This is a genomic window from Streptococcus sp. 1171_SSPC, from assembly GCF_001069335.1.
Classification (GTDB): domain Bacteria; phylum Bacillota; class Bacilli; order Lactobacillales; family Streptococcaceae; genus Streptococcus; species Streptococcus xiaochunlingii.
Genome location: NZ_JWAK01000039.1, coordinates 15476 through 40007 on the forward strand (window position 1 = coordinate 15476; position 24532 = coordinate 40007).

At 43.7% G+C, this 24532-nt stretch carries 21 protein-coding genes; 15 read left to right on the top strand and 6 right to left on the bottom strand.

The annotated features are described in order from the left end of the window. Positions 1-65 precede the first annotated feature (65 nt). Complete coding sequence (gene gdhA / locus ADF75_RS08215; protein WP_048789780.1) at positions 66-1412, bottom strand: NADP-specific glutamate dehydrogenase; 1347 nt, start codon at positions 1410-1412, stop codon at positions 66-68. A gap of 374 nt (positions 1413-1786) precedes the next feature. On the opposite strand from gdhA, the gene ADF75_RS08220 reads away from it, so the two are divergent. The 6 genes from ADF75_RS08220 to ADF75_RS08245 all read left to right on the top strand — a co-directional run bounded on the left by ADF75_RS08220 (position 1787) and on the right by ADF75_RS08245 (position 7988). Beyond that, entirely contained in the window at positions 1787-2722 is a 936-nt protein-coding gene (locus tag ADF75_RS08220; RefSeq protein ID WP_048789781.1) for a dihydroorotate oxidase, read from the top strand. Between the two features lie 123 nt (positions 2723-2845). Continuing rightward, positions 2846-3202, top strand: coding sequence for a hypothetical protein (locus ADF75_RS08225; protein ID WP_048789782.1), 357 nt, complete (start codon positions 2846-2848; stop codon positions 3200-3202). 282 nt (positions 3203-3484) lie between these two features. Beyond that, a complete protein-coding gene (msrB, locus tag ADF75_RS08230) occupies positions 3485-4420 on the top strand; it encodes a peptide-methionine (R)-S-oxide reductase MsrB (RefSeq protein WP_048789783.1) in 936 nt (311 codons plus the stop codon). Between the two features lie 34 nt (positions 4421-4454). Then, a complete protein-coding gene (locus ADF75_RS10850; protein WP_082160978.1) occupies positions 4455-4658 on the top strand; it encodes a hypothetical protein in 204 nt (67 codons plus the stop codon). A 352-nt stretch (positions 4659-5010) separates the two neighbouring features. Further along, positions 5011-6288, top strand: a complete 1278-nt coding sequence (locus ADF75_RS08240) for a CapA family protein (protein WP_239665213.1) — start codon at positions 5011-5013, stop codon at positions 6286-6288. Positions 6289-6305: 17 nt separating this feature from the next. Next, positions 6306-7988: a MutS-related protein gene (locus ADF75_RS08245; protein WP_048789784.1), complete on the top strand. Its 1683-nt coding sequence runs from the start codon at positions 6306-6308 to the stop codon at positions 7986-7988. A gap of 92 nt (positions 7989-8080) precedes the next feature. Here the strand turns inward: ADF75_RS08245 and ADF75_RS08250 are convergent, their stop codons facing one another. Beyond that, positions 8081-8956, bottom strand: a complete 876-nt coding sequence (locus ADF75_RS08250) for an AraC family transcriptional regulator (protein ID WP_048789785.1) — start codon at positions 8954-8956, stop codon at positions 8081-8083. Positions 8957-9203: 247 nt separating this feature from the next. Here ADF75_RS08250 and ADF75_RS08255 point away from each other — a divergent pair, with 247 nt between their 5' ends. The 7 genes from ADF75_RS08255 (at position 9204) to ADF75_RS08285 (ending at position 17134) form a co-directional block, all read left to right on the top strand. Further along, positions 9204-10037, top strand: a complete 834-nt coding sequence (locus ADF75_RS08255; RefSeq protein ID WP_048789786.1) for a Cof-type HAD-IIB family hydrolase — start codon at positions 9204-9206, stop codon at positions 10035-10037. Between the two features lie 52 nt (positions 10038-10089). Beyond that, positions 10090-10722, top strand: a complete 633-nt coding sequence (locus ADF75_RS08260; RefSeq protein WP_048789787.1) for an SGNH/GDSL hydrolase family protein — start codon at positions 10090-10092, stop codon at positions 10720-10722. Positions 10723-11057: 335 nt separating this feature from the next. Next, a complete protein-coding gene (gene spxB / locus ADF75_RS08265; RefSeq protein WP_048688661.1) occupies positions 11058-12833 on the top strand; it encodes a pyruvate oxidase in 1776 nt (591 codons plus the stop codon). 154 nt (positions 12834-12987) lie between these two features. Continuing rightward, positions 12988-13335, top strand: coding sequence for a VOC family protein (locus ADF75_RS08270; protein ID WP_048688664.1), 348 nt, complete (start codon positions 12988-12990; stop codon positions 13333-13335). A 646-nt stretch (positions 13336-13981) separates the two neighbouring features. Beyond that, a complete protein-coding gene (locus ADF75_RS08275) occupies positions 13982-15421 on the top strand; it encodes a 6-phospho-beta-glucosidase (protein WP_048789788.1) in 1440 nt (479 codons plus the stop codon). A gap of 136 nt (positions 15422-15557) precedes the next feature. Further along, positions 15558-16247: a response regulator transcription factor gene (locus ADF75_RS08280; protein ID WP_048690324.1), complete on the top strand. Its 690-nt coding sequence runs from the start codon at positions 15558-15560 to the stop codon at positions 16245-16247. Then, positions 16247-17134 (top strand): sensor histidine kinase, encoded by an 888-nt coding sequence (locus ADF75_RS08285; RefSeq protein WP_048690320.1) that lies wholly within the window; start codon positions 16247-16249, stop codon positions 17132-17134. Before ADF75_RS08280 ends, ADF75_RS08285 begins: the two co-directional genes overlap by 1 nt. 20 nt (positions 17135-17154) lie before the next feature. Here the strand turns inward: ADF75_RS08285 and ADF75_RS08290 are convergent, their stop codons facing one another. The 4 genes from ADF75_RS08290 to pabB all read right to left on the bottom strand — a co-directional run bounded on the left by ADF75_RS08290 (position 17155) and on the right by pabB (position 21620). Beyond that, complete coding sequence (locus ADF75_RS08290) at positions 17155-17907, bottom strand: ABC transporter permease (RefSeq protein ID WP_048690317.1); 753 nt, start codon at positions 17905-17907, stop codon at positions 17155-17157. 54 nt (positions 17908-17961) lie between these two features. Next, positions 17962-18870 carry an ABC transporter ATP-binding protein gene (locus tag ADF75_RS08295; RefSeq protein WP_048690315.1) on the bottom strand — a complete coding sequence of 303 codons (909 nt, stop codon included), beginning with the start codon at positions 18868-18870 and terminating at the stop codon, positions 17962-17964. A 372-nt stretch (positions 18871-19242) separates the two neighbouring features. Then, positions 19243-19893 carry an alpha/beta fold hydrolase gene (locus ADF75_RS08300; RefSeq protein ID WP_048691170.1) on the bottom strand — a complete coding sequence of 217 codons (651 nt, stop codon included), beginning with the start codon at positions 19891-19893 and terminating at the stop codon, positions 19243-19245. Beyond that, on the bottom strand, positions 19890-21620 hold the full coding sequence (gene pabB / locus ADF75_RS08305) for an aminodeoxychorismate synthase component I (RefSeq protein ID WP_048691168.1): 1731 nt from the start codon (positions 21618-21620) through the stop codon (positions 19890-19892). Before pabB ends, ADF75_RS08300 begins: the two co-directional genes overlap by 4 nt. A gap of 120 nt (positions 21621-21740) precedes the next feature. Between pabB and ADF75_RS08310 the strand changes: the two genes are divergently transcribed. Both ADF75_RS08310 and ADF75_RS08315 read left to right on the top strand, forming a co-directional pair. After that, a complete protein-coding gene (locus ADF75_RS08310) occupies positions 21741-22781 on the top strand; it encodes an acyltransferase family protein (protein WP_048691166.1) in 1041 nt (346 codons plus the stop codon). A 114-nt stretch (positions 22782-22895) separates the two neighbouring features. After that, on the top strand, positions 22896-24503 hold the full coding sequence (locus ADF75_RS08315) for a glycoside hydrolase family 13 protein (protein WP_048691163.1): 1608 nt from the start codon (positions 22896-22898) through the stop codon (positions 24501-24503). The last annotated feature ends 29 nt before the right edge of the window (positions 24504-24532 follow it).

Consider the following 24532-nt stretch of genomic DNA (forward strand, 5'->3'; position numbering starts at 1 on the left):
TTCTTTTTTTATCAAGAAAAACACCTCCGAAACCAGGGGTTCAGAGGTGTGGCAAAAGAATCAAATTAAACAAGACCTTGGGCAATCATCGCATTTGCGACATTTTCAAAGGCTGCGATATTGGCACCCGCAAGGTAATCTTTACCAAGACCGTAGGTTTCTGCAGTTGTTTTAGCAGTGTTGAAGATGTTGGTCATGATGTCTTTCAAACGTCCATCCACTTCTTCACGTGTCCATGAAAGACGGAGGCTGTTTTGGCTCATTTCAAGAGCAGATACAGCAACCCCACCAGCATTGGCAGCTTTAGCAGGTCCATAAAGGATGCCGTTTTCTTTGTAGACTTTGATCGCATCAAGGTCGCTAGGCATGTTAGCTCCTTCAGAAACTACTTTTACCCCTTGAGCAACCAAGCGTTTCGCTGCTTCACCGTTGATCTCGTTTTGAGTTGCACATGGAAGAGCGATATCATAGTTGCCAGCGTAAGTCCATACAGATCCTTCGTAGTAAGTAGCAGTTGGTTTTTCAGCAGCATACTCAGTCAAACGAGCACGACGTTTTTCTTTGACGTCTGTCAGAAGGTCAAAGTCAATACCGTTTTCGTCGATCACGTAACCGTTTGAGTCAGATACAGAGATAACAGTTGCACCAAGTTCAGTTGCTTTTTGAAGAGCGTATTGGGCAACGTTACCAGAACCTGAGATCACGACTTTCTTACCAGCAAAGCTGTCGCCATTGGCTTTGAGCATTTCCTCCGTATAGTAAACCAAACCATAACCAGTTGCTTCTGGACGGATCAAGCTACCACCGAAACCAAGAGGTTTACCAGTCAAGACACCAGCATCAAATTGGCGAAGGCGTTTGTATTGACCGTAAAGGTAACCAATCTCACGTCCACCAACCCCGATATCACCAGCTGGGACATCAAGAGAAGGACCGATGTGTTTTTGCAATTCAGTCATGAAGCTTTGGCAGAAGCGCATCACTTCAGCGTCAGTCTTGCCTTTAGGATCGAAGTCAGATCCACCTTTACCTCCACCGATTGGAAGTCCAGTCAAAACGTTTTTAAAGATTTGTTCGAAGCCGAGGAATTTCAAGATCCCTTGGTTTACAGTTGGGTGGAAACGAAGTCCGCCTTTGTAAGGACCGACAGCTGAGTTGAATTGAACACGGTAACCACGGTTAACTTGAACTTTTCCGTCACGGTCAACCCAAGGAACACGGAAGCTAATCACGCGCTCAGGCTCAGTGATACGTGCCAAGATGTTTTCTTCGATGTATTCTGGATGTTTTTCAAATACAGGTTCCAAAGTGCTAAGGAACTCTTCAACAGCTTGAAGGAATTCCGCTTCATGGCCGTTACGAGCTTTTACGGTTTCGAAAGTGCTTTGGATATATTCTTTTGCAGTTGTCATCATGTTTCTCCTTTTTTCATTGAAACGAATTCCAGCAGGTTAGCGAACTTACTGGTATATGGAGGCACTGCTGAAAGCAATGTCATGTTTTATTACGTCGATAATTATAGCAGACTTTTTTTGACTTGTAAAGAAAAAAGTTGAATTTTCTGAAAATTTTCACAACTACCTATGAAGTGGGAAAAAATGGATGCGAAAGGACGATAGGATTGGAAAAATGTCTGATTTTTCACCTCTATATAGAAAATAAATGGATAACATTTATGGTAATTTTTTCTATTTCCGGACGATCCTTGCTCTTTTTTAGTTTTCTAGCCATGAATCCTCCTTTTCGTGCTATAATGGCTGTAAGAATTCATTTCAAGGAGAAGAAGATGGTATCGACAAAGACGCAAATTGCTGGTTTTGAATTTGACAACTGCCTGATGAATGCGGCAGGTGTGGCCTGTATGACCACTGAGGAATTAGAGGAAGTGAAGAACTCAGCTGCTGGGACCTTTGTGACCAAGACAGCCACCTTGGAGTTCCGTTCTGGAAATCCAGAGCCACGCTATCAAGATGTCCCACTGGGCTCGATCAATTCAATGGGCCTTCCTAACCAAGGCTTGGACTATTATTTGAATTACTTATTGGAGTTGCAAGAAACGGATCCCGACCGGACTTTCTTCCTATCTCTTGTCGGCATGTCTCCTGAGGAGACCCATACCATCTTGAAAAAGGTGCAAGAAAGTGATTTTAAAGGTTTGACTGAATTGAACCTTTCCTGCCCCAATGTCCCAGGAAAACCTCAGATCGCCTATGATTTTGAGACGACGGATCGGATCTTGTCAGAGGTCTTTGCCTATTTCTCCAAACCTCTTGGGATCAAGTTGCCACCTTATTTTGATATCGTTCATTTCGACCAAGCTGCAGCGATCTTTAACAAATACCCGCTCAAGTTTGTCAATTGCGTCAATTCGATTGGAAATGGCCTTTACATCGAGGATGAATCCGTTGTGATCCGTCCGAAGAACGGCTTTGGTGGGATTGGTGGCGAATACATCAAACCAACGGCTCTGGCCAATGTCCATGCCTTTTACCAACGTCTGAATCCAGAAATTCAGATTGTAGGGACTGGGGGCGTCTTGACTGGTCGTGATGCCTTTGAACATATCCTTTGTGGCGCGAGTATGGTACAAATCGGAACCACGCTTCATAAAGAAGGAGTGGGGGCTTTTGAACGCATTACTGCGGAGCTCAAAGCCATCATGGAAGAAAAAGGCTACCAAAGTCTAGAAGATTTCCGTGGAAAATTGCACTACATTGACTAATTTTTTGAAAAGAGCTTCCTCGAGTGGAAACTTGGGGAAGTTTTTATAGTTTCTTATCCAGAGAGAACATTCTGTTCCTAGTTTTAGAGATTTTCCATTTTTATAGAGAGAAAAAGGTGTACAATGGAGGTGAAAAGGAAGGTGATTTCGATGGGAGAAAGGGATGTGATTCAAGAGGCGAGGACGAAGATCGAAACTCTCCAAACAGCCTTTTCTAGGGAATGCAAAGCCAGTCATGATGCCTTTCGATTTAAAGAAAATCTAGATCAGATGTTGAAAGTTTTATTGAAGGCTCAAAGGATAGACAATCACCTGTTGATCGAGTTGGAGAAGTTTTATCAGACCGCTAGTTTATTGATTGGTCTGAGCGGGTTGCGTTTAAATGAAGAAACCTTTCAAGCTTGGCGAGCTTATGATCACTGGCATTACGAGGTTGTGAAGCCTCAGTTACAGGTCTACGGACCGACGGTGGTTCTTTAGTGTTGAAGGAGTCGCCTAGGAACATCAGATGATTGAGAGGAGGTGTGGGACATGTCTCTCATGCATGATTTTTTCCATCAGTTTTTAGTGTCTCTACGAAATCTTGGTTATTCGCTCTTTTTCTTATTTGAAAAATAAGTGGGAGTGCCTTTATCCCTTTTACTAGTATAGTAGAAGGGATTTTTGATGCAGAATCCTTGAAAATCTGAGGCTCTTAGATTATGATGGAGCTAATAGATGTTAAGAGTTCCTCTTAGGGAATGCAGGAAGCGAGGAAAAAAGATGGCAGAGATTTATCTAGCAGGTGGCTGTTTTTGGGGCTTAGAGGAGTATTTTTCTCGGATCCCCGGTGTAGAAAAGACGACGGTGGGCTATGCCAATGGCCAGGTAGAAACGACCAATTATCAACTGATCAAGGAAACGGATCATGCAGAGACTGTACAAGTTATCTACGATCCAGACAAGATCACTTTACGCGCAATTCTGCTCTACTATTTCCGGGTGATCAATCCCTTGTCCGTTAACAAGCAGGGAAATGATCGAGGCCGCCAATATCGGACAGGTGTCTATTACCTAGACGAGGCGGATCGTCAGGTGATCGCCCAAGTGTTTGCGGAGCAAGAAGAGCAACTGGGGCACAAGATCGCGGTGGAGCTAGAGCCCTTGCGTCACTATATCTTGGCTGAGGACTACCACCAAGACTATCTCAAGAAGAATCCTGGAGGCTATTGCCATATCGATGTGACGGATGCAGCCCAACCCTTGATTGATCCGGCAGCCTATCAGAAGCCAGATCAAGAAACCTTAAAGGCGAAACTGACAGCAGAACAGTACCAAGTCACTCAGGAGAGTGCGACGGAGCGTCCTTTCCACAATGCCTACGATCAGACCTTTGAAGAGGGCATCTATGTGGATATTACGACTGGGGAGCCTCTCTTTTTTGCCAAGGATAAGTTTGCTTCTGGCTGTGGCTGGCCAAGTTTCTCCCGTCCCATTGCCAAAGATGTCGTCCACTATTACCAGGACCATAGCCACGGGATGGAGCGGATCGAAGTTCGTTCCCGCTCAGGTAATGCCCATCTCGGCCATGTCTTCACCGATGGACCAAAAGACCAAGGTGGCCTTCGCTATTGCATCAATTCGGCCTCACTGCGCTTTATTCCAAAAGAGGAAATGGAGCAAGAAGGTTATGGTTATTTATTAAAGGCTTTGAAATAAGAGGGCCTTTCTATTAAATCGAAAAACGGAGTTTATGATGAAAAATAGAAATTTGTGGTTAACAATTTTTTCACTTTCGGCTATGGTAACTCTGATTGGATTAGGATTTACTGCCTATAATCATTTTGTATTCCATCAACCTTTTATGAATCGGACGACAAAAGGGCTGCTTTCGGCCTTTTTCCTAAGTCTTGTCATGGTTGCGATTAGCTTGTCCAAATCAAACGATAAGAAATGATGATCGATCATTTATATGAATTAATCAACTGTGCAGGAGCAGGACGATGAAGCGTTTCTAAACAATGGCGCTTCTGTCCTGCTCTCTTTTTTCTCTTCTTAAAATTTGTGATACAATGAAGAGAAAGCATTTCAATGAATACTAGGTTTGATATGGGTTTAGTGGCTCATTGTATAAACCTGAGATGAGAAAGTTGGAATGTTAGAGAAGTGTGAGAATGTAAAAGGTACCATCAAGATGCTAGGGAGAGGCCTTTGACAAGTGCAAGAGAATTGAATAGGAAGAGAAGATGATGAAGAATTGGAAGGATCTCTTAAAGAGATGGAGCGAGCTTGGGAAAGATATCCTCAGGATGCTCAACGACTGGCTTGATATTGGCTTGGGAAAGGTGACCGCTTTCCGCCTGACCAACGAACAGTTTGTCTATGGTTTGCTGATTACAGTATTTGCGGCAGCAAATCTGGTCTTGTGGGTTCAAAAATGGAATGGTTTTCCCATTACAGCGCTAGAAATGCCGGAAGTCGTTGAAAAGCAAGAAGAAGTTCATCCGGATCAGTTACCGCATACGGCTCGGATCATGGCAAATGGAGATCAACTTTATCATGACTTGATTTATATGAGTGCCGCCAAGGAAGATGGAAGCTATGATTTTTCCGAGAATTATCACTATGCTCAGGAATGGTTAAAGCAAGGGGATCTGGTCTTGGGGGATTTTGAAGGGACCATCAATTCGGATTATGGGCTTTCGGGCTATCCGATTTTCAATGCCCCTGGGGAGGTGGTTGCTTCGATTAAGGATGCAGGCTACCAGGTGATGGACCTGGGACATAACCATATCCTCGATTCTGGCTTGGAAGGGCTGTTTTCGACTTCCAAGGCCTTTGAAGACGCGGGGATCCAAACGGTTGGTGTCTACCCACATGAGACGAGAGATCAAGCCCCTATCCTGATCAAGGAAGTAAATGGGATCAAGATTGCGATCTTGGCTTACTCCTACGGGTTTAATGGGATGGAATATAATCTAGAACAAGAGGACTATGATAACCGTCTATCGGATCTCAATGAGGAGCGGATGCGTCAAGAAATCCAAAAAGCTGAGATGGAAGCAGACATGACCATTGTCATGCCTCAGATGGGGAATGAATATGAGTTAGAACCGACAGAGGAACAAAAGGAGCTATACCATAAGATGATTTCTTGGGGAGCGGATATCGTCTTGGGTGGTCATCCTCATGTCGTCCAGCCTGCTGAGATTGTGGATAAGGATGGGCAACAGAAATTGATCGTTTATTCTATGGGGAATTTCCTTTCCAATCAGCGGATGGAAACCATGGAAGGGATAGACAATGCCCAATGGACCGAACGGGGTATCTTGATGGATATCACCATTGAGAAGGTAGGGCGTAAGACACGGATCAAAACGGCCACAGCTCATCCTACTTGGGTCAACCGGACGCCAAAGGACAGTTATTCTCCTGAAGGCTATGAACTCTATCATTTCCAGACCTATATCTTGGAGGACTGGATTGAAGGAGGCAAGTATCGGGACCAATTGGATGATGAAACAAAGGCGCGTGTTGATACAGCCTATCAAGAAGTGAAGGAACATGTGAATCTGAATTGGCAGTAGGAAGGGCGGATTAAGAAATGGATAAACTTGGATGGTTACCAATTGGATTTGTTGGACTGATCATCATTATGGTTCTAACAAATCGGATAGCAACGATTCGTCTGAGAAAAAAATTAGCCAAGGCTTGGGAGGGAAAACCTTTTTTTATAAAAAATGATAGTGAAGAGAGTTTAGTGGAAACAATGCTTTTGGCATCTACACTCCAGCCAACGGATAGTCAAGTAGATGGTCAAACTTGGCATGATTTAGACATGCATAGAGTCTTTGATCAGCTAAACTATACACAGTCTAGTATAGGTGCTGAGGCTTTGTATCAGAAGCTGCGTTTGATAAACTTTCAACCAGATGCATCTTTGCAGGAGTTAGAAGATTTCTTTGAACATCACCCGGATCTTCGTCTGAAGGTTCAGGTTGTTATGAACCAGTTAGGAAAAAAGAACCACAATATGGCTAGAAGTATTGTGGCGAATCCAGGGAAGCAAGATTCGAGGATCTATCTTTCTCTCTATCTTTTTTTAGCGTGTTTGCCAGTCCTCTCTCTTTTCTTTCTTCCGTTTTTTAAAATTCAAGCCATGTCAGTCTTGATAGCGAGTGTGACGTTTAATATCATTTTTTCGAGCATTCGGAATTGGTCGAATAAAATGCGCTTGGATCAAGTTAGTTACCTGGTTCGTATCTTTGCTTCAGCGGAAAAGCTGAGCCGTCTAGTGCTACCAAAACAAGAAAACCTCAAACAGGCTATCCAACCATTTAAGAAGACGAAAGTCATTTCCAGCATCTTACAAAGTCCAACAGGAAGCTCCGAGATGGAAATTATCCTGATTTACCTTAATTTTCTTTTCTTAATTCCGCAGATTGCCCAAATCTATATCTACCAGCAAGTGAGGACTCATCAGAAAGAAGCTCAGGAAACAATCAATCTTTTGGGGGAATTGGAAGTAGCCATCAGCCTTCTACGCCATAAGCGTGATGTTGATTTGGTTTGTCATCCCAATTTTAAGGAAGAAGCTGGGATTAAAGGAAAGGGGATCTACCATCCTTTACTAGCGGATCCGGTTGTTAATGATGTTAGTTTTGAAAGAAATATGGTGATTAGTGGGGATAATGCCTCCGGGAAATCCACTTATTTGAAAATGGTAGCCATTAACTGTATTTTAGCGCAGGGTTTGGGCTTCGCCTATGGCGACAGTTTGGAGCTTTCTTATGGACATGTCATGACCTCTATGGATGTCAGCGATGATATCGAGGTTGGAGATAGTTATTTTATTACAGAGAGCAAAACGATTCTCCGAATGATTGAGAGTCTGGAAAAGTCTGGTTTTCATTATTTCTTTATTGATGAACTCTTTAAGGGAACCAATACCATTGAGCGAATTGGGTCTGGCTTAGGGATTGTCCGCTGGCTATCGAGACACGATTGCTTGTATATGATTTCGAGTCATGATATTGAGCTAGTTGCGGCATCTGGTGCAGTAAATGATAATTATCATTTTGACAGTCGCTATGTTGATGGGAAAATCGTCTTTGATTATCAGATAAAGCAGGGGGCTGCAGTAACGAAGAATGCGGTCAATACATTAAAAAGCCTTCATTTTCCTTCAGAAATCACTCAAACTTCCCAAGAATTAATTGGACAATATGAAAAGACAGGGAAATGGTCTTTGAATAGAATGTTGAGTGATAAAGAGGAAGGTTGCTAGGCTTTGTCAGACCTTCTGTTGTAAAAAATTAAAAGCACATAAAACGCAAACTTCACTTGTGTTTTATGTGCTTTTATTGTTTGATCTATTGGTTAAAGACAAGCTTTTCGGTATTGGCTTGGAGTGACCTGATAGTATTTCTTGAACTGACGATTAAAGTTTGAGAGGTTGTTGAAGCCGGATTGGTTCGCGATATCAATGATTGCCTGATCGGAATGCTGGAGGAGATGGGCCGCTTTTTTCAGTCGATATTGAATGATGTACTCCATGCAAGAGATCCCTAATTGTTTCTTAAAGAAATTCATGAAGTGGGTCGGGCTAAAATGGCACAGCTCTGCCAAATGCTCAATCATGAGCTCCTCTTGGTAATGGTTCGAAATATGGTCGAGGACCAAACGGATTTTTTCTTCTCTCCGGTAAGCGTCTGTTGAGAACTTTTTCTCGACGATATAGTTGTGAGAGAAGAGGAGATAGAGGAGTTCATTGAGCTGGGATTTAAGTCGGAGTTCATAGTAGGGTCCTTGTTCTCTTCCGTTTGCCATACAGGTTAAGAGGCTCTGTTTGATTTCTTCGTAACCAGGTGATTGGGCCTGAATGCGTCGGACAAATTCAAAATCCCCATTGTAGAGGGGTTGTAAATATTTTAGAGTGGCGATATTTTTATGGGTAATCCCAATCAGGTCCAGATTAAAATGCAGGACATCCATAGTATGAGAAGAACTCTGGATGGGGTGGATGGAGTGGAGGGCATTGGGGCGGATCAAAATAATATCACCAGGCTGACTATTAAAATATTCATAGTCGATATGGAACTGAGCAGTCCCTTCATTGACATAAATAATCTCAATATCGGTGTGCCAGTGAAATAAGATATCTGGCTGTCCATTTTGGGTTCTAATCTGTCTGATTGAAAAAGGGAAATCGCTATTGGTAAAGGATGTTTGGCGGTATAAGGTCTTTGTGTTCATGCCTACCTCTTAGATCTTTTTCGGGAGTAGCAGACGTTTTTACCAGGTGTGTGAAAGGGTCTGCTAGTTACTCATACAGGGAAATCTACTATTTATATTATAATAAAATTGGACCAAAAATTAAAGAGGATTCAGTGGAATTTCTTAAATTTTAAGGAAGGAGGAGAGGAGCGATTTATGGTAGAGAAGGCTCCAAAATGATGAGGGAATGGTGTATAATAGGGGAAAGATGGAAAGAGGTGGCGGTATGCTACAAATGATTGCGACAGATATGGATGGCACTCTGATGGACGAGCAAGGAGAAGTGGACCATGAGCGCTTGAGTTGCATTCTGGATCAGCTAGACCAAAGAGGGATTCCTTTTGTCATTGCGACAGGGAATGGCTATAGCCGTATGGCTCATGTATTGGGAGACTTGAAAGATCGCGTCACCTTGGTGCTGGCCAATGGGGCACGGATATTAGAGAAGGGAAAGCTCATCCGAGAGTGCAGCTGGCCGGAAGAGCTGGTGCAGGAGGTCTTGCAGTATCTAGAAGGCCGAGAAGAAGAACTTCATCTGGTCGTTAGTAGCTTATCGGGAGGCTATGCCAAGAAAGGAACAGAGTTTCCTCTTTTAGAGCAATTGATGACGCCTGAGTTAGCAGCTGCTTTTTACAAACGGATGCGCTTTGTGGATGATTTGGTCCATGAACATGGCGAGCAAGTTTTGAAGTTAAGTGTCGTCACGGAGACTAAAAAAGTCGAAGATTTTGTGCAAGAGCTGCGAGAAAAGTTTGGAGAGCGCCTGCTTCCAGCAGCTAGTGGCTATGGAGCCATTGATATTCTGCAACCGGGTGTCAATAAGGCTACGGCCATTCAATTCTTAGAAGCACGCTGGGGCGTGGATGGTGGGCATCTGATGGCATTTGGCGATAGCCAAAACGATCTCGAGATGCTTGAGTTAGCGACCTATTCCTATGCAATGGAAAATGCGGATCCCCATGCGCGACAAGCAGCCCGCTATACGGCGCCTTCTCATCAGAATCATGGAGTCTACGAAGTCATCGAAGCTTACTTGGATGGAAGGATCAGCTTCGACTAGGATCTTATCCTACCTTGCACAGTTTCTACTATACGAATCGAAAGGAGCCTTTATGGCTGTACAATTATTAGAAACCTGGCTGTTGAAAGAACAGGCAAAAATACAGAAGAATTACCGAGAACTGAATCAAAATCCTTTGAGGGAACCCGATATTCTTTTTATAGGAGACTCTATCGTCGAATACTATCCCCTTCAAGAGTTGCTGTTGACGAATCAGTATATGGTGAATCGGGGGATTAGAGGCTACAAGACAGACCTCTTAAGAGAGCATCTAGATGCCCATATTTTCGGTCAAGCAGTGGACAAGGTCTTTTTACTGATCGGAACTAATGACATTGGCAAGGAAATGCCCCTGTCGGAAACCATTGATAACATGAGCATTATCCTGCAGGAGATGGTGCGGCTCTTGCCCTTGGCGCAAATCAAACTCGTTTCGGTTCTTCCTGTGAATGAGGGAGAGCCTTACAAGGGGACAGTCTATATTCGGACCAATCAGAAGATTCAGACCTTGAACCAGGCCTACCACGAATTGGCCCAAGGGATGATAAATGTTGAATTTATCAATGTTTTTGATCATTTGCTTGGAGAAGATGGTCAGCTCAAACCGGCTTATACAACAGATGGACTTCATTTAACAATTGAAGGATACAGGGTCTTGAGTAAGGCTCTTCAAAGAGAAATATAACCCATCCTAGCAAGGAAAATGATTTTCCAGCTAGGATTTTTTAATGTCTTCTATAAAACAGTTTGGGGAAACACTCTATTTTGTACTAATTCTACAACAAGCAAAAACCTTGCCCTTATGCGGTTTGTGACTTCTGTTATAAAATAGTTGGCAGAAACAGAACAGATATGTGCTTTGTGTTATGTAATAGTTCCAGGCATTCAGTGAGCATATTCTTATACAAGGACAATAAAACGTGATAAATTGATATAGTAAAGTTATTTGAAACGTTTTCACTCTTTGTCGAATTCAGTTCAAAGACTGACAATTATTTTTATTGAAGGAGAGTTATATTTATGACTCAAGGAAAAATTACTGCATCTGCAGCAATGCTCAACGTATTGAAAACATGGGGCGTAGACACTATCTACGGTATCCCATCAGGAACACTTAGCTCACTTATGGACGCTTTGGCTGAAGACAAAGATATCCGTTTCTTGCAAGTTCGTCACGAAGAAACAGGTGCTCTTGCAGCGGTTATGCAAGCTAAATTTGGCGGATCTATCGGTGTTGCAGTTGGTTCAGGTGGACCAGGTGCAACTCACTTGATCAACGGTGTTTACGATGCAGCTATGGATAACACTCCATTCCTTGCTATCCTTGGATCACGTCCAGTTAACGAATTGAACATGGATGCCTTCCAAGAATTGAACCAAAACCCAATGTACAACGGTATCGCTGTTTACAACAAACGTGTAGCTTACGCTGAGCAATTGCCAAAAGTGATTGACGAAGCTTGCCGTGCTGCCGTTTCTAAAAAAGGTCCAGCTGTCGTTGAAATTCCAGTAAACTTTGGTTTCCAAGAAATCGACGAAAACTCATACTACGGATCAGGTTCTTACGAGCGTTCATTCATCGCTCCTGCTTTGAACGAAGTTGAAATTGACAAGGCTGTTGAAATTTTGAACAATGCTGAACGTCCAGTGATCTATGCTGGTTACGGTGGTGTTAAAGCTGGTGAAGTGATCACTGAATTGTCACGTAAAATCAAAGCACCAATCATCACAACTGGTAAAAACTTTGAAGCGTTCGAATGGAACTACGAAGGTTTGACAGGTTCTGCTTACCGTGTTGGTTGGAAACCAGCCAACGAAGTTGTCTTTGAAGCAGACACAGTTCTTTTCCTTGGTTCAAACTTCCCATTTGCTGAAGTATACGAAGCATTCAAGAACACTGAAAAATTCATCCAAGTCGATATCGACCCTTACAAACTTGGTAAACGTCATGCCCTAGACGCTTCAATCCTTGGTGATGCAGGTCAAGCAGCGAAAGCAATCCTTGATAAAGTGAATCCAGTTGAATCTACTCCATGGTGGCGTGCAAACGTTAAGAATAACCAAAACTGGCGTGATTACATGAACAAACTCGAAGGTAAAACTGAGGGTGAATTGCAATTGTATCAAGTTTACAATGCAATCAACAAACATGCTGATCAAGACGCTATCTATTCAATCGACGTAGGTGACACTACTCAAACATCAACTCGTCACCTTCACATGACACCTAAGAACATGTGGCGTACATCTCCACTCTTTGCGACAATGGGTATTGCCCTTCCTGGTGGTATCGCTGCTAAGAAAGACAATCCAGATCGCCAAGTATGGAACATCATGGGTGACGGTGCATTCAACATGTGCTACCCAGACGTTATCACAAACGTTCAATACGACCTTCCAGTTATCAACGTTGTCTTCTCAAATGGTAAATATGCCTTCATCAAGGACAAATACGAAGACACAAACAAACACTTGTTTGGTTGTGACTTCCCTAATGCTGACTATGCGAAAATCGCTGAAGCTCAAGGAGCTATTGGATTTACAGTTGACCGTATCGAAGACATCGACGCAGTCGTTGCTGAAGCTGTTAAATTGAACAAAGAAGGTAAAACTGTTGTTATCGATGCTCACATCACTCCACATCGTCCACTTCCAGTAGAAGTACTTGAGTTGGATCCAAAACAACACTCAGAAGAAGCTATTAAAGCCTTCAAAGAAAAATACGAAGCTGAAGAGCTTGTACCATTCCGCCTCTTCTTGGAAGAAGAAGGGTTGCAATCACGCGCAATCAAATAATCCTGCTCGTCGAAAATCAAATGTAAACTGCGTTATCTTCACCTTGCCGTACTCCAGTACTGTCTGCGGTTCTATGCCTTGTTTATACTTTGATTTTCTTAGAGCAGAACTTGAAAAGATCGGAGCTATCCGGTCTTTTTCTGGAGGATAGTAAATGAATTTAAATCAATTAGATATTATCGTTTCAAATGTTCCCCAAGTATGTGCTAGCTTGGAGCGTATCTTGGACAAAAAGGCGGACTATGTTGACCAAAGTTTTGCTCAGTTCACGATTGGCAGTCACTGTCTCATGTTATCCCAAAATCATTTGATTCCTTTGGAAAATTTTCAGTCAGGAATCATTCTACACATTGAAGTTGAAGATTTGGAACAGAATCAAAAGCGTGTGAAAGAATTAGGGATTGAGATTTTACATGGGCCAGTTGTAACTGATTGGGGAACCGAATCCCTGCTAGTAAGTGGCCCTGCTGGTCTAGTGATTGATTTTTATCGTATGAAATAGGAGGCGTGGTCATTTAACGTCAACCTTAGCTATTCTTAAAATAGAATTTGAGAAAATGAACTATAGAAAAGATCGGAGCCATCCGGTCTTTTTTATTAAAGACAAAATCTTCTTTGAAACTTTCCTTAGGTGAGTACGGACGTTAGGTGAAATTATCCAGTGGATGATTTCAGCAATCCAGGAAGTTCCATGACTAAATCAAGATACTAAGGGCGTCTTCGGATAAAGTCAAAATAGGAAGTTTGACGCAGAATCTTTTGATTCTAGGAAAGCTTATCTTTTTGACACAATCCGCAGCCAGTGTTCAATTAGTTTTGAACCTAAAGTTTCAAAACTCCCGAGTGCTAGAAACAATCGTGTTTCTAGCACTTTTCTCACGGCGGAAAGTTTCAGTAGATGATTGAATAACTCTAACGAATAAAATTTTTCTATTTTAACAGAATTTATTAGATTTAAGAAAGACCAATATTTATATTTGACAAAAAATAATTGGTATGCATTTTAAAAAATCGGAGTCCTCCGGACTTTTTGTATTGCGCGTGAACAAAAACAATCTTAGAATAGTATCAGTTTTTCCTAGGATGTTGTAAGATTTTCTGGTTAGAGAAGGGTATAATAGAACTATCAAATCAAGTGAGGTAGAGAGATGACCGATAAACTTCAATTTCCAGATGGTTTTCTTTGGGGTGGGGCGACGGCTGCTAACCAGTGTGAGGGAGCTTATAATGAAGATGGCCGTGGCTTGGCCAATGTGGATGTGGTACCGATTGGTCCTGATCGTCACGCCATTATTACGGGTCAGAAAAAGATGTTTGACTTTGAAGAGGGCTATTTTTATCCGGCTAAGGATGGCATTGATATGTACCATCGCTACAAGGAAGACATTGCCCTCTTTGGGGAAATGGGCTTTAAAACTTATCGCTTGTCCATTGCCTGGTCTCGGATTTTCCCCAAAGGGGATGAACTGGAGCCAAATGAAGCAGGTCTACAGTTCTATGAAGAGCTCTTTAAGGAGTGCCACAAGTATGGCATTGAACCCTTGGTGACCATTACCCACTTTGACTGTCCCATGCATTTGATTACCGAGTATGGAGGTTGGCGTAGTCGCAAGATGTTGGAATGTTATGAACGTCTTTGCCGGACCCTCTTCACTCGCTACAAGGGCTTGGTCAACTACTGGCTAACCTTTAATGAGATCAATATGATCCTCCATGCGCCTTTTATGGGAGCGGGTCTCTGCTTTGAAGAAGGAGAGAATGAGGAGCAAGTCAAATACCAGGCGGCTCACCATGAGTTGGTCGCTTCAGCCATTGCCACCAAGCTAGCCCATGAGATTGATTCCAACAATAAGGTCGGCTGTATGCTGGCAGCAGGGCAAAACTATCCGCATACCTGTGCTCCGCGAGATGTCTGGGCTGGTCTAGAAAAAGACCGCAAAAACTATTTCTTTATCGATGTGCAGGCGCGTGGGGAATACCCAAACTATGCTAAGAAAGAGTGGGAGCGTCAGGGAATCACGGTTGAGATGACCGAGCAGGACCTTCAATTATTGAAAGAACACACGGTAGACTTTATTTCCTTCTCTTACTATGCCAGTCGGGTCGCTTCAGGTGATCCAGCTGAAAGGGAGAAAACAGCGGGCAATATCTTTGCCTCTCTGAAGAACCCCTACCTAGAAAGCTCGGAATGGGGTTGGCAGATTGACCCTCTTGGTCTCCGCATTACCCTCAATACCATCTGGGATCGTTATCAAAAGCCGATGTTTATCGTGGAAAACGGATTAGGGGCAGTTGATACACCAAATGAAGCAGGGGAGATTGAGGATAATTACCGGATTGACTACCTGGCTGCCCATGTCAAGGCCATGCGGGATGCCATCCATGAAGATGGTGTTGTCCTCTGGGGCTATACGACTTGGGGCTGTATTGACCTGGTCTCTGCCGGGACTGGAGAAATGAAGAAACGCTACGGCTTTATCTATGTTGATCGGGACAATGGAGGAAAAGGAACTTTAGCCCGCTCACGTAAGAAATCCTTCTATTGGTACAAAGAAGTCATTGCGACCAATGGAGCTTCTGTCAACTAATGCAACACTCGATTAGGAAGAAAGTTCTTCTTGATCGAGTGTTTTCTTTGCATTTTTCATTGACGAAGGAGCTTTTATTTGATAGGCTAGGGTAATAGAAATGATTTGGAGTTCAAAGGAAAAAGGAGCGAGGCAAGTGGCACGGATTTTATTAATCGAGGATAATAATGATATCCAAGAAATTTTATACAGTCTCTTAAGTGAAGATCATGAGGTCCTTCAGGCTTTTTCAGGTACAGAAGGGCTGCGGCTCTTCCAGCAAGAAGCCGTTGATTTGGTCCTCCTAGACATCATGCTTCCTGGGAAAAATGGCGATCAGGTCCTGGAGGAGATCCGTTTGCAGAGTCAGGTGCCGGTCATCATGATGACGGCTCTTGGAGACAAACACCTCATTAGCCAGTACCTCCTTGCCGGTGCCAATGATTATATTGTCAAGCCCTTTAATCTGGATGAAGTGGCGGCTCGGGTGACGGTGCAGTTGAGAAATAACAACACTCCGGCACAGGAACCTCCATCATCGAAAAAGCTGACTTTTAAAAATCTGGTCCTGAACCCAGAAACCTTTGAACTGGAGTCTGGCGAACAGACGCTTCGCTTGGGCAAAAAAGAATTTCAAATTTTTGAGACCTTGCTGGCACATCCAAAGAAAATTTTCACCAAGGAAGAATTGTATGAGGCGGTCTGGGAAGAAGTTTATCTGCCTGGAGACAATACCCTTAATGCCCAATTGAGTAATCTCCGGAAGAAAATTGCCCAGCTTGATCCTAATGAGGATTACATTGAAACCGTCTGGGGCTTGGGTGTTCGCTTGAAAGGAGACAAGTAATGTGGGGATTGGTTCTAATTCTAGTCGTCCTTGTCCTTCTCTTGGGACTTGGCTACCTTCGCCTACTCTCTGCTCTCAAAGATTTGCAGGAGCAGATTCAAAAGAAGCTCCAAAATGGGAGTGGGGTGCGGTTAACGTCACGTGTTTCAAAAAAAGAAATGGTCGCCTTGACCAAGCAGGTAAGTGATCTCTTTGAACAGATCGAGCGGACCAATCGGATTGCCTTTCAAGAGAAAAAGACCTTGGATATGGCCATCAGTAATATTGCTCATGATATCCGAACGCCTTTGACCATTGCATCGGGCTATACCCAACAAATCATCAAGGGTGGGACGCAGGAAGAGGAAAAGCTGAAGAAAATTGCTTCCAATCTTCAAGTTGTCTCAAAACGCCTGGAATCTCTCTTGGAATACAGACGCTTGATGGAGGGAGCTATTCAGCCTCGGCTTACAGACGTTAATCTCAGCCAAGTCCTGACCCAGCAGTTGTTCCAGTATTATGATAGCTTGTCTGAGGCGGGGATTGCCTTAGAAGTGGAGATAGAGGAGCATCTTCATTATGCTACGGATCCGGAGCTTTGGGAGCGCCTCTTGCAAAATATGCTCAGCAATGTCCTCAAACATGGAAAGGAGCAGGCGCGTTTGACCTTGATGTCGGACGCGGACACGATTCGGGTAGAGCTGCGCAATATTGTGCAACAACCGATTCAACATTTAGACCAACTGGCTAGTCGATTCTACTCTGAAAATCTGTCGGATACAGAAGAGTCTTCTGGCTTGGGTCTCTACATTATTCAAAATTTTGTAGAGATCTTAGGGGGCGACTTGCAACTGGCAACAGAGGCAGATTGGTTTGTTTTGACCATTACACTAAGAAAAAAGGCTTGAGCATCGCTCAAGCCTTTTTGTTATAAATCTTTGTGTTTGAAAGTAGCGAGTCCTAGGAAGCCGAAAACAAGGATGAATCCAAGGGAAATCGAGAGAGTGTTGTTCGTTGCTGTTGTGCTCTGTACCATGGAATATTGGAATTCCAAGTTTAGATAGTGGAGAATGTCAATATCTTTAAAGAAAAGCGCAGGAAGGCTTAAGAGGATATTTCCAATGAAGTAGCCGACGAAGGCCAAGGTGATGGATTGGCTAGCGTAAAGGAGGAAGGAAATGATACTGACCCAAGCTAAGGTGGAAAGGAACTGAATCAGCACGGTCAGTCCAAAATGAGCAAGGAAGTGCTCTGGCATGGTTCCAAGTCCATTGTAGAGGGTCGCGATTAAGAAGACGAGACCATAAGAAACAAGAAATTGGAAGAGGGCAATGGTCAGGACAACGGCGCTTTTAGCAAAGTAGTAGCTGGTGCGCGAAACCCCATAGGCCAGATTATTCTTGTATAAGTTTTGCGTTAAGTCTGTTCCTAGAACCAAGGTGATGACAATAATGGTAAAGAGGATAGTCACACTGATGCTGGAAGAGTAGTTGGTCAAGGCTTTAAAGCCCGTCCAAACTTCGGTCGCTTGGGGTAATTTGGATTCCGTATTGACGCCGACGTGGCCGGTAGCTCCAAAGATGACTCCAGACAGGATGTTGAGAACGAGAATGGCTTCTGTAATCCAAAAACCTTTTGAGCGAAAAAGTCTGTAAAAATCTGCTTGAATGGTATGCAACATGATAAATCTCCTAAATGAAATATGTGGGATAAGTAATGCAAGACGGTGGGTTGACTAGTCTACCAAGTCCGTAAAGAATTTTTCCAGATCTTGGCGAGCATAGTAGATTTCATCCACGTCAATATCCTCTTGAACGAGCGCTTTGACAATGACTTTAATATCGTGAGTCTGTCCAAAGATATGGATTTCTCCATCCTTATCGATGACCTTGATACGGTGATGGAGCTGATCCTGGATCAGTTGACTGGCAAGAGCTAGTTGGCTAGTTTTGAGGATGATGTAATCTTCTCCTTGTTCTTCGAATTCAGCCTTGCTAATTTCTTTGATCAGGCGTCCTTGGTCGACAATGCCAAAGCGATTGGCAACCAGATAAAGTTCGGAGAGGATGTGACTGGAAATGAGGATGGTCATGCCGAGTTCATCGTTGAGGCGCTTGATCATCTGACGGAATTCCTTGATTCCGACAGGATCGAGACCATTGATGGGTTCGTCCAAAATGAGGAAGTCGGGCTTGGCAATGAGCGCAATCGCAATTCCCAACCGTTGTTTCATCCCGAGTGAAAAATCGCGGAATTTCTTCTTACCCGTATTATTCAGGCCGACATAGTTCAAGGTTTCTTTGATGACCTGGTCGGGATTGGGGATATGGCGTGCCTTGCAATAGTAGATTAGGTTTTGATAAGCGGTCATATGCTTGTGAGCCACAGGACTTTCAATGACAGATCCGACCCGTTTCAGGGCTTGTGTCCACTGAGAGCGATTCGTGGAAGCGAAGAGGGAGACGCTTCCATCAGTTTCTTGAATCAGCTGGGTGATGACCTTGATGAGGGTGGTTTTCCCTGCCCCGTTTTTACCGATGAGGCCGTAGACGTCGCCTTTGCGAATGGTGAGATTCACATCATTTAAGGCGTATTGTTGACCGAACTTTTTACTCAAATGGGAAATTTCTAATACTTTTTCCATGGTTTTCTCCTTCGTCCAAATGACTAGTTGTTTTCTTTACACTCTTAGTATACAGCTTGCTTTTCAAATAACTATCAAGCAATTCTAAAATATTTCTAAAAAAATGACTAACCTTTTAAAAGTTAGCCGTGACTTTAAGAATAAGTTTTCTTAGAGGCTTTCCTTAGGTGAGTACGGACGTCAGCGAACTTCGAAGAAGTTCCATGACTTAGTTTTGGACCTAAGGTTCCAAAACTCCCGAGTGCCTGAAACAATTGTGTTTCAGGCACTTTTCTCACGGCGGAAAGCCTCTAGATATTCATGCATAACTTAAAAATATAAACATTTCTTGATTTTTTAAGTTATGTAACATGAAAAAATACGTTATCTACATTAAGAGGAACTGTTTTTTAAGCTAGCCTCTTCATTTTTAAATTCACCAACAAACTCCTTGATGGCTTCTGCAAGTTCATGGGGTTTCTGAGTATTGAGTAGATGGCCCCCGTCTGCGATTTCTAGATAGTGACCTTTAGGCAGGAGATTGGCCAACTTTTTAGAAGAAGCCTGATTGGCCCCATCCTTGCTGCCGCAAATCACTAAGCTAGGAAGAGGGCAAGTTTTAGCGGTATCGGTTAGATTGAGGCTTTTTAATTCGGTAAAGATTTGCAACATGTGCTGTTTATTGGCCCCCTGCTTTTCAAAGACATGTTTGGGAATCAGACGAAAAAGGAGAATTTGGAGCCTATAGAGGAGATTGGTGTTGAGTTTGTATTGCGTCCCTGAAAGCACCAAGCCCTTGAGTTGTGGCAAGTCTCGGCTGGAGAGATCGAGAGCGAGAACGCCTCCCAGTGAGAGTCCAACCAGAATAAAGGGCTCGCTTTCTTGCTGGAGGTGCTCCGTCAATCTTTCTTTGGCCTCTTGGTAGCTTTCGCTTGGATGGGAGAAAATAGCGAAAGATTCAGATTGCAAGGGGGAAAGTGCATCTTGGACCCCTTGCCAAGAGTGAGCATCCTGGCCTAGGCCATGTATAAAAATAAGTTTCATTCTGATTCCTCTCTAGTGAAATCGAGTGGATAGAGGCCACGCAGGGCATTACAGGCATAGACTTGGTCAGCGACTCCTAAATCCTTCAGCGTTAACAGTTTTTCTTCTACTTGTCCAGTTTCTAAGAGATGGCGGCGGTAAATCCCGTCGAGGATAGGGAGGTGAGCTGGTGGGGTATAGAGATTACCCTTGATTTCAAGGATGAGATTGCCAATTGTCGTTTCTAACAAGCTGCCATCAGGAAGATAGAAGATCTGCTCGTGATCTTTAGCTACTAGATGGGCTCGCTGGCTAGTCTTAAAATAAGTAAATGGCTTCGCTAAATCAAGCTTTTGCTCGGTCAGTTGAGCCTGCAGATAGCTAGCTGGCAAGTCCTTCAGTTCGGTGATAGCCAGCTGGAAGGACCCGTTTTTTTGCAAGGCAATCCGACAACGATAGTCAAGGTTGGAATCACAACGAGCAAGCTCTTCTTGAAGTTCTTTCAGGAGTTTTGGCTCATCATAAGGGTAGGCAAAGTAGCGGCTGGCCTCTCTCAAACGGGTCAGGTGTTGCTCCAGGAAGGTCAGTTTTCCTTGGTGGATGCGGCCGGTCGTCAGGAGCTCAAAGCGAGGCTCTTGTCGGTAGAGGACTGCTGATTTTTGCTTGGTCTCTCGGTATTCACTTTCCCATTTGCTGTCCCAAGTGATGCCTCCACCTACGCCATAGATGGCTTGATGCCCTTGCATTTGGAGGGTTCGGATGGCCACATTAAAAATTCGTTTACCTTTTGGAAGAAGGATACCGATCGTTCCACAGTAGACGCCACGAGGAGCAACCTCTGTCTGTTGAATAATTTCCATAGTAGAAATCTTCGGTGCCCCTGTGATAGAACCACAAGGAAAGAGGGCCTGGAAGGTTTGGACTAGGTCGACTTCGGGGCGCAAGCGACTTTCAATGGTCGAGGTCATCTGCCAAACAGTAGAGTATTGCTCAACCTGGCAGAGACGGGTCACCTGCTCACTTCCAATTTCCGAAATCCGGTTCATGTCATTGCGGAGGAGATCGACAATCATCATGTTTTCTGCTCGATTTTTGGGATCAGCTTCTAGCCAAGCAGCCTCTTGAAGATCTGTTTGGTTGGTAAGCCCACGACGAGTCGTCCCCTTCATAGGGCGCGTGGTCAGTAGCCTGTCATCTTGTTTAAAAAAGAGCTCAGGACTAATAGAGAGGATGGACACATCATCGTGCTGAATGAAGGCATTGTAATGGGCCCTCTGTTCTACCACCAAGCGATTGTAGATGGCCAAAGGGTCAGCTTTTAGCTCTTGAGAAAGCTGGACAGTGTAGTTGACCTGATAGGTATCCCCTTGGCGGATGTGGTGCTGGATGGTCTCGATGGCTTTTTGATAAGCAGGCGCCTCTACCTCTTCCTGCCAATTGGCTGGAAGATCCACTGCCTCGTAGTCCTCTGGGAAAGGAAGGGTTTCTACTTTTTCGTGGATGGTGAAATAGAGGAGATACTCTCCCATGAGAGGTGCTGGGTGGACGGCTAATTTTTTCTCAAAAGCAGGAGCGGCTTCATAGCTGACATAGCCTACGGCATAAAAACCAGCTTCCTGATAGGCTTCCACCTCTCTCAGAAGAGTCTCTACTTGGTCAAGGTCTCTTGTTTTTAATTCCTTTAGCGGCTTGGTGAAAAGCTGTCGCAATCCAAGCTCTTTAAAATCAATAATTGTTTGTTTATGCATGCTTTGAGTATATCAAAAATAGAGGAAAAAAGGTAGATAAGGAGGCAAGGATTCCTTGCTTGGTCCTCTCTTTCATGCTAAAATAACCATAGAATCTGCATTTGGCGAAGGAGTAGGACCATGAAAAAGAATTCCCTCTATAACACTTCCAGTATTAGTCTTTTTCAATACCTCTTTGCGATTGCAGTGATTTTGGTGCATAGTGGTCGCTTAACTTCCTATGAGCCAGTGCATTTTGGCCTTAAGAGTATCCTTGGACGGCTAGCGGTGCCATTTTTTATCGTCTGTGCCAGCTTTTTCCTCAAGCCATCACTAAGAGATGCAAGGAAAATGAAGGCCTACCTGGTCAAAATCGTAAAAACCTATTTATTTTGGAGTTGTGTCTATCTTCCCTATGCCTGGGTCTTTTTTTCTAGTCTCCATCTCCCTGTCTATCTCTTTCCAGCAGGCGTTCTGATTGCTCTGCTCTATCTGGGAATGTGTTACCAACTCTGGTATATCCCTGCCTTTTTGCTGGGCCTGTTTTTGGTCAATCAATTGGTCAAACGCTTAGGTATGGTTTGGACGGGGGTGATCACCTTTCTTCTTTACTGCTGGGGCTTGATCGAGACCTATTCAGCTTATCTGGACACCACGAGTCTTCTCGAGGGTTACCAGCTCTACAGCAATTTATTTTTTACAGCTCGAAATGGTCTCTTTTACACGCCCATTTTTATCTTTATGGGTTACTATCTCTATGATCATTTTCATGCACAAACCTTTAGGGTTCACCGTTGGGAAAAGCTATCTCTCGCCTTTGGCTTGTTCTGTATGGAAGGCATCATCATTTTTCAACATGAAGGAATCGATAAGAACTTTTACTTGCTCCTTCCCTTTGTGACGGTCTATTTGGTTAATGCTTGTCTGCGATCGTCCTTTTTGAAAAGCTATGATTTACAGTACTTAAAGCAGATGAGCATGGCGCTTTATTTTTCGCATCCGATCTTTATCGAATGGGCTCGCTATGGCTTTAGCAATGTCCCGCTTTCTTATCCAGACAGGGGCAAGTTGATTTTTGTGACGGCCTTGTTGGGAAGTCATCTCTTTGGATTGGTCATGCTCTCTTATCACTCTTGGCAAAAAGAAAAGAAAAACAGAAGTCTTGAAAAGGAAGTTCTCTAGAGAGACTTTCTTTTTTATTTTAAGGGAGACTGATAGGTCAGCTGAGAGTTGCAATTCTTTTCCAGTTTGGTTATGATGTAAGGGATTACAAGTGAAACCAAAAAGGAGAAGCGCATGAAGAAAAAATGGTGGCATGATGCCGTGATTTATCAAATCTATCCCAAGAGTTTTTTAGATAGCAATGGAGATGGAATCGGTGACCTCAAGGGGATCATCAGTAAGCTGGATTATTTGGAGAAGTTAGGTATTACGGCCATTTGGCTGTCTCCTGTCTACCAAAGCCCTATGGATGATAATGGCTACGATATATCTGATTACGAGGATATTGCTTCCATCTTTGGCACCATGGAAGATATGGAAACATTGATTGCGGAGGGGCAAAAGCGCGGTATTAAGATGATCATGGATTTGGTGGTCAACCATACATCTGATGAGCATGCTTGGTTCATCGAGGCCAAGGAAAATCCAAACAGTCCAGAGCGAGACTACTATATTTGGAGGGACCGACCCAATGATCTTGTCTCTACCTTTAGTGGTTCAGCTTGGGAATTTGATCCGGCTTCCCAGCAGTATTATTTGCACTTCTTTAGTAAGAAGCAACCAGACCTGAATTGGGAAAATGAGACCCTTCGGCAGAAGATTTATGACATGATGAACTTTTGGATCGACAAGGGGATCGGTGGTTTTCGGATGGATGTCATCGACATGATTGGGAAAATTCCTGATCAGAAGATCGTAGCCAATGGTCCCATGCTCCACCCTTATCTGAAAGAAATGAATCGAGCGACTTTCGGGGATAAGGATTTGTTAACGGTCGGGGAGACCTGGGGAGCGACACCTGAGATTGCTAAGCAATACTCTGGTCCTGACAATGAAGAATTATCGATGGTCTTTCAATTTGAACACATTGGGCTTCTCTTCCAAGAGGGTCAGCCCAAATGGCACTATGCGAAGAAGCTTAATGTTCCTAAGTTGAAAGAAATCTTTAACAAGTGGCAGACGGAGCTGGGCATGGACGAAGGCTGGAACTCTCTCTTTTGGAACAACCATGACCTCCCTCGGATTGTTTCTGCCTGGGGAGATGACCAAGCCTATCGGGTGAAGTCCGCTAAGGCCCTAGCTATTCTTCTTCATTTGATGAGAGGGACACCTTATATCTACCAGGGGGAAGAGATTGGCATGACCAACTATCCTTTTAAGAGCCTGGACGAAATCGAAGATATTGAATCTATTAACTACGCCAAGGAAAGCCTCGAAAAGGGAGTGAATCTCGACACCATTATGGACCAGATCCGACATATTGGCCGGGACAATGCTCGAACCCCTATGCAGTGGTCCAAGCACCCACAGGCTGGTTTTACAACCGGTCACCCTTGGCTAGCTGTCAATCCAAACTATCAGGAAATCAATGTAGAAGCGGCTTTGGCTGATCCCTCATCCATTTTTTATACCTATCAACAATTGGTTGCCCTCCGTAAGGAGCAAGACTGGTTGATCTCGGCAGACTTTGAGCTACTGGATACAGTCGACCAGGTCTTTGCCTACCAACGAGTAGATGGGAATCAACGCTATTTGATTGTGGTCAATTTGTCTAGTCAAGTTCAGAGCTTTGAACTGGAGGAAGACTATCAGGAGGTCCTCATTAGCAATACCAATGTAGAGCAGGTCAAACAGACAAAAGTATTGGAACCTTGGGATGCTTTTTGTGTGCAACTAACTTGAGCATAAGTTCCTACAAAAAAAGAAGCGGA